This window comes from Arthrobacter sp. SAFR-044 (assembly GCF_051965175.1).
GTDB lineage: Bacteria > Actinomycetota > Actinomycetes > Actinomycetales > Micrococcaceae > Arthrobacter.
Map to the genome: position 1 here is coordinate 103,805 of NZ_JBQCMK010000013.1, position 6,488 is coordinate 110,292.

Sequence of the window (6,488 nt, forward strand, 5' to 3'; positions counted from 1 at the left end):
CGCTAAACAGAGCAGACGTAAAGAGGCGTGTGCAACCCGGCCCGGCTAAGTCCGCGGCCTTGAACAAAGGGAGTCGTAATGAAGCGGCGTTCAATTGTGAAGTACGCGGCAGTGGCCGCGGCGATGTCGCTGGGGCTGACGGCCTGCAGCGGCGGCGGAGGCGGCAGCGACCAGGCGAAGGAGGCCGGTACCGTCCGGGTCACCCTTGCCAACCACGTCTGGACCGAAGGCATCAAGGCCGCCATCCCGGAATTCGAGAAGTCCAGCGGACTCAAGGTGGAGCTGACCCAGCTGGGCGAGGACCAGCTCTCCGACCAGTACAACGTCAAGCTCAACGCAGGCAGCGACGAAGTCGACGTCATGATGTACCGCCCGCTGCAGGAAGGCAAAGCCTTCGCCAAGAACGGCTACCTGGCGGACCTCACCAGCAAGGTGTCCTCCGACTCCAGCTGGGACTGGAAGGACTACCAGGAAGGCCCCGTCAAGGCCACCACTGCCGACGGCAAGGTGGTTGGCGTGCCGATCATCACCGAACGCGAAGTCCTCTACTACCGCAAGGACCTGCTGCAGGCCGCAGGGCTCCAGGTCCCCAAGACCATGGAAGAGCTTGAAGCCGCAGCCAAGGCCATCAAGGCTTCTTCGCCTGACACTGCAGGCTTCGTTGCCCGCACCGGCAAGTCCACGGCCGTCACGCAGTTCTCCAGCTTCCTGTACAGCTTCGGCGGTGACTTCATCGACTCCAGCGGCAAGGCCTCCATCAACACTGACGCCGCAAAGAAGGCCTACGCCTACTACGGCGGCCTGATCCGCAACTACGGGCCGGCCAACGTCAGCACCGACATGAGCTGGCCGGAAGCCATGGCCATCTTCACCCAGGGCGGCGCCGCCTTCTACACCGAGGCTGATTCCCTCTACAAGAACGCCACGGACCCGGCAAAGTCCAAGGTCGCGGACAAGGTAGGTTTTGCGGCGCTCCCCGCCGGCCCCGCCGGAAGCAAGCCCTACAACATCCCCTCCTGGGCCCTGGGCGTCAACCAGAACTCGAGCAACCAGGACAACGCCTGGAAGTTCATCCAGTGGGCCACCAGCAAGGAACGCACCCTGGAAGCCCAGAAGGCGGGCGTCCCCGGACCCCGTGCCTCTGTCTGGTCCAACCCGGAAGGAACCTCCACTTACCCGAAGGACCTTGCTGACGCCATTGCCGCCAGCGCCAAGAACGGCGTCGGACACGACCGTCCCGAAGTGATCACGGTCGGCAAGGCCCGTGAAATCGTGGGCGGGCCCATTGTTGCCAGCATCACCGGCGCGGACACTGCCGCCGCGGCCAACGAGGCCCAGACTGCTTTCCAGACCTTCCTGGACAGCGAAAAGAAGTAGCGCCCGCGGCGCACGCCTGCCGCACCAGCCCGCCGGGACGGTCCCATCACCGTCCCGGCGCGGCCCATCTTCACCCCCAACTTTTTAGGTGAACCATGTCTGTTCTGAACCCTCCCCGCAGCGCCGGCACCCGCAATGCCAGCGGCCGTAAGGGCACCGGCCGGAGCTTCTCCGCCTGGGCCAACCGGCACCGCAAATGGCTGTTTGCAGCACCGGCGATGATCTTCGTCGGCGTCCTCATCGTCTTCCCGCTGGCCTGGACCCTCTACCTGAGCCTCACCGACTCCCAGGGCTCCGTCCGGGCAGCCACCGACTTCATCGGCCTCAAAAACTACCTCACCGTCCTGACGGACATGGAACGGTTCTGGCCTGCCGTGGGCCGCACGCTTGCCTTCACCGGCGTCGCGCTGGCCTTCGAAGTGGTCCTCGGCATGGGCATAGCGCTGCTCCTGTGGCGGCCCTTCCGGGGCGAAAAGTGGGTCCGGGTGGCAATCCTGTTGCCGCTGGTGGCCACTCCCGTGGCTGTCGGCATGATGTGGCGCCTCATCTTCGATCCCAACATCGGCTTCGCCAACCAGCTCCTGGGCGCGATCGGCATTCCGCCCCAGCCGTGGCTCTCCGGGCAGGACACCGCGCTGGGGACCACCATCTTCATGGACGTGTGGCAGTGGACCCCGATGGTGGTGCTGATCCTGCTCGCCGGACTGACCTCGCTGTCCGACGAGCCGGACGAGGCTGCCCGCGTGGACGGCGCGAACGCCTTCCAGCGGTTCTTCTACATCACTCTTCCCCTCATGATGCCCACCGTGATCGTGGCGATCCTCCTGCGGGGCATCGACGCCCTGAAGACCTTCGACATCCTGTACGCCACCAAGGGCAAGGGCGGCGGTTCGTTCCATGAGGTGGAGACGCTGAACGTGTACGCCTACGGGCTGAGCTTCGACTACAACCAGTACGGGCTCTCCTCCGCCGTCCTGATCCTGTTCTTCATGATCATCATCGGCATCATGTGGCTGCTGACCATGCGCAAGAAAGCGGTAAGCAAATGACCGTCGTGACAGACTCCAGCACTCCCGCCGCCGCCACGCCGGCCCCGCGGCGGCGCAAGCCGCTTGCCACCCGCGCCTACAAGGTGTTCCGGGTTGTGGCCCTGATCGTTGTGGTGCTGTTCCTGCTGGCTCCGCTGTTCTGGATGCTGCTCGCGTCCCTCAAGACCAACGTGGACATCTATGACACGGCCAAGGCAGTGGTGTTCTCGCCCACCTTCGAGAACTACGCCAACGTGCTCCAGCGCAACAACTACTTCGTGTTCATTTTCAACAGCTTCTGGGTGGCCTTTGTCTCCACGGCACTGTCGATCGTCCTCGGCGTCCCCGCGGCGTACGCGATGAGCCGCTTCACCATGCACCGCTCCGCGCTCGTGGTCCTGATGGCACGCGTCATTCCGGGTGTGTCACTCCTGGTGCCCTGGTACTACGTCTTCTCCAACCTGCGGATGGTGGGCAGCTTCGAAGTGCTGATCCTCAGCCACATGTTCGTCGCCCTGCCCCTGATCGTCTACATCATGATGAGCTACTTCGATTCACTGCCGTTGGAACTCGAGGAGTCGGCCGAGGTGGACGGGCTCACCCCCATTGGCGCGTTCCGCCGGATCACGCTGCCCCTGTCCGTGGCCGGCATCGCCACCGCCGGCATCCTGTCCTTCATCTTCTCGTGGAACAACTTCATGTTCGCCCTGGTGCTCTCCGGCTCCAAGACCAAGACCCTGCCGGTGGCCATCTTCGACTTCGTCTCCTACGCGAGCATCGACTGGGGCGGGCTGATGGCCGCCGCAACCGTTGTCACCATTCCCATCATGATCATTGCGCTCTTCACGCAGAAGTACATCGTCTCCGGCCTGACCGCCGGCGCCACCAAGGGCTAGGGCTTCAACACATGACACTCATCAGCAGGATTGAGACCTTCATCGTTGCCCCTCGCTGGCTCTTCGTCCGGGTCGAGACCGACAGCGGCATCGTGGGGTGGGGCGAGGCCACCTGCGAGGGCCGCAGCGAGACGGTTCGCACCGCCGTCGGGCAGCTCTCGGAACTGCTCATCGGCAGGGATGCCCTCCGGATCGAAGACCACTGGCAGGTGATGACCAAGGGCTCCTTCTACCGCGGCGGCCCCATCCTCGCCAGCGCCGTCTCCGGCCTGGACCAGGCCCTGTGGGACATCGCGGGCAAGCACTTCAACACCCCCGTGCACCAGCTCCTGGGGGGCCACGTCCGCGACCGGATCCGAATGTACGGCTGGGTGGGCGGCGACGAGCCGAACGAGGTGGCCGACCAGATCAGCGCCCAGCTCGAGGTGGGGCTCACCGCCGTCAAAATGAACGCCAGCGGCCGGATGAGCCCCGTCGCCTCGGTTGCCGAGATCGACGGCGTCATCCGCCGTGTTGCCGCTGCCCGCCAGGTCCTGGGCGACCACCGGGACGTCGCCGTCGATTTCCACGGCCGCTTCAGCCTGGCCAACGCCAGACGGGTGGCGCCGCTGCTGGAACCGTTCCGGCCCTTCTTCCTCGAAGAGCCGGTGGTCCCGGAGAACACCCACCTGCTCCGGGAGTTCACGTCCTCCACCACCACGCCGGTGTCCACGGGGGAGCGGCTCTACAACCGGCAGGAGTTCCTGCCGGCGCTGCAGGCAGGCATCGCGGTGGCCCAGCCGGACCTGTCGCACGCCGGCGGCATCACCGAGGTCCGCAAGATCGCCGCGCTGGCCGAGGTCTACGAAGTCCAGCTGGCGCCGCACTGCCCGCTGGGTCCCCTGGCGCCGCACTGCCCGCTGGGTCCCCTGGCGCTGGCAGCCTGCCTGCAGGTGGGCTTTGCCACGCCCAACTTCCTCATCCAGGAACAAAGCATCGGCATCCACTACAACCAGGGCGCCGAAGTCCTGGACTACGTGGTGGACAAGACGCCGTTCAAATTCGTGAACGGCCACATTGAGCGGCTCACCGGGCCCGGACTGGGCGTCGAAATCGACGAGGCAGTGGTACGGGCAGCGGACAAGCGCGGCCACGCCTGGCGCGGCCCGGTATGGCGCCACCCCGACGGATCCTTCGCAGAATGGTGAACCCCATGACATCCCACAATGCTGTTGCGTCAGCCAGCCTGCTGGACGGCATCCGGCAGGCACGACTCGTCGGCATCGTCCGCGGGAACGACGGCGGTGCTGCCGCCAAGGCCGCGCTCGCGGCGATGGAGGAGGGCTTCCGGTACGTGGAGATCGCCCTCACCACGCCCAACGCGCTGGACGCCATCCGCGAAGTCCGCGCGGCTGCCCCGCCGGGCTGCCTGGTGGGCGCCGGCACCGTCCTCAGCGAGGCCGACGTCGCACACGTCACCGCTGCCGGTGGCCAGTTCATCGTCACGCCCTCCCTGGCCCCCTCGATCAGTGAAGCGGCCAGCACCGGAATCCCCGTCCTGGCCGGGGCGCTGACGCCCAGCGAGGCCTATGAAGCGATGGAACGCGGCGCCACCGCCATCAAACTGTTCCCTGCCTCGATCGGCGGACCCGGTTATCTGAAGGCCGTCCGGGATCCCTTCCCGGACATCCCCTTCATCGCCGTCGGCGGGGTGGGCCTGAACGAAGCCGCCGGGTACTGGGAAGCCGGCGCCATCGCCGTCGGACTGGGCGGTCCGTTGTTCGGGACATCAGCCTCAGGTGGTGACCTCGAGGAGATGCGCGGCCGCGCCCGCAGCTTCCTTGGCCTCGCAGCCGAGTTCGCTGCCCGTACCGGGACCCCTTCGTGACTGTGGACCTGCTGACCTTCGGCGAGTCCATGGTCTCGCTCCGGTCCACCGGCCCGCTGGCTTCCGGCGGGACCCTGGCCATGCAGGTGGCCGGGGCGGAATCGAACGTTGCCATCGGTGTTGCACGCCTTGGCCACACGGCCGCCTGGGCCGGCTTGGTGGGAGCGGATCCGCACGGCGAGTTCATCCTGAAACAACTCCGGGGCGAAGGCATCCAGCTGCACCACAGCGTCCACCCGGACCGCAGCACCGGCGTGATGTTCCTGGAGCAGCGCACGGCCGACCTCAGCCGGGCCTTCTATTACCGCGCCGGTTCGGCGGGGGCCAGCATCTCGCGCGGGCACGTGGCGGCCGCGCTGGACTCCGGCGCCCGGATCCTGCACCTGACCGGCATCACGGCAGCGCTGAGCCCGGAAGCCCGGGACGCCGTGGAATACGCGGCCGAACGCGCCCCCCATGAAGGCATGGTGGTCAGCCTCGACGTGAACTACCGCAGCAAGCTCTGGTCCCGGGACCAGGCGCGTGCCGTGCTTGGCCCGCTGGCCCGGCATGCCGCCGTCGTCATAGCGTCCGACGACGAGCTCGACCTGATTGCCCCGCCGCACGAGGGGAACGGGGCGGCAGGGACTGTTGCAGACGAAGCGTCCGCAGCGGCACGGCTGCTCGACGCCGGGGTCAGGGAAGTGGTGGTGAAGCGTGGCGCAGCGGGCGCGGCGGTCTATACAGCCGAAGGGCGCCTGGAAGCACCAGCCCTCGCCGTGACCTGCGTGGACACCGTGGGAGCCGGGGACGCCTTCACCGCAGGCTACCTCTCCGCGCGGCTCGACGACGTCGATACCGCCGGCCGCCTGCACCACGGCATCCTTGCCGGCGCCTTCGCCGTCAGCACACGAGGTGACTGGGAAGGGCTGCCCCGGCCCGACGAACTGGCCCTGCTTGATGCCGCCCGGGGCAGCACCGTGCGCTGACTCCTGCCTTCACGTTCCAGACCTTCAGAAACCCGACCCGAAAGCCAGCCATGAAAATCATTGCCGCCGACGTCTTCGTCACCAGCCCTTCCCGGAACTTTGTGACCCTCCGGATTACTACCGAGGATGGTGTGACCGGGATTGGTGATGCCACGCTGAACGGCCGTGAGCTCGCGGTTGCCGCGTACTTGAAGGAGCACGTGGCGCAGTTGCTGATCGGGAAGGATCCGCACCGGATCGAGGACACGTGGCAGTTCCTGTACCGGTCCTCGTACTGGCGGCGGGGTCCGGTGACGATGGCGGCGATCGCTGCGGTGGACATGGCGTTGTGGGATATCAAGGGCAAGCTCGC

The 6,488-nt window shown here is 66.6% G+C and carries 6 protein-coding genes and 1 pseudogene; all 7 read left to right on the top strand.

The genetic code is table 11. The annotated features are described in order from the left end of the window. Window positions 1–78 precede the first annotated feature (78 nt). Window positions 79–1,377 carry an ABC transporter substrate-binding protein gene (locus ACTHQS_RS17890; protein WP_440171581.1) on the top strand — a complete coding sequence of 433 codons (1,299 nt, stop codon included), beginning with the start codon at window positions 79–81 and terminating at the stop codon, window positions 1,375–1,377. A 95-nt stretch (window positions 1,378–1,472) separates the two neighbouring features. Further along, complete coding sequence (locus ACTHQS_RS17895; RefSeq protein WP_440171582.1) at window positions 1,473–2,426, top strand: carbohydrate ABC transporter permease; 954 nt, start codon at window positions 1,473–1,475, stop codon at window positions 2,424–2,426. Further along, window positions 2,423–3,301 (top strand): carbohydrate ABC transporter permease, encoded by an 879-nt coding sequence (locus ACTHQS_RS17900; protein ID WP_440171584.1) that lies wholly within the window; start codon window positions 2,423–2,425, stop codon window positions 3,299–3,301. Before ACTHQS_RS17895 ends, ACTHQS_RS17900 begins: the two co-directional genes overlap by 4 nt. An 11-nt stretch (window positions 3,302–3,312) precedes the next feature. Further along, the gene (gene dgoD, locus ACTHQS_RS17905) at window positions 3,313–4,488 is read left to right on the top strand and encodes a galactonate dehydratase (RefSeq protein WP_440171586.1); all 1,176 of its coding nucleotides are present in this window, start codon (window positions 3,313–3,315) and stop codon (window positions 4,486–4,488) included. A gap of 5 nt (window positions 4,489–4,493) precedes the next feature. Then, a complete protein-coding gene (locus ACTHQS_RS17910) occupies window positions 4,494–5,168 on the top strand; it encodes a bifunctional 4-hydroxy-2-oxoglutarate aldolase/2-dehydro-3-deoxy-phosphogluconate aldolase (RefSeq protein WP_440171588.1) in 675 nt (224 codons plus the stop codon). Then, window positions 5,165–6,136: a sugar kinase gene (locus tag ACTHQS_RS17915; RefSeq protein ID WP_440171590.1), complete on the top strand. Its 972-nt coding sequence runs from the start codon at window positions 5,165–5,167 to the stop codon at window positions 6,134–6,136. The genes ACTHQS_RS17910 and ACTHQS_RS17915 overlap by 4 nt, the downstream gene beginning before the upstream one ends. Window positions 6,137–6,186: 50 nt before the next feature. Continuing rightward, window positions 6,187–6,488 (top strand): annotated as a pseudogene (locus tag ACTHQS_RS17920) (bifunctional D-altronate/D-mannonate dehydratase); the annotation flags it as partial.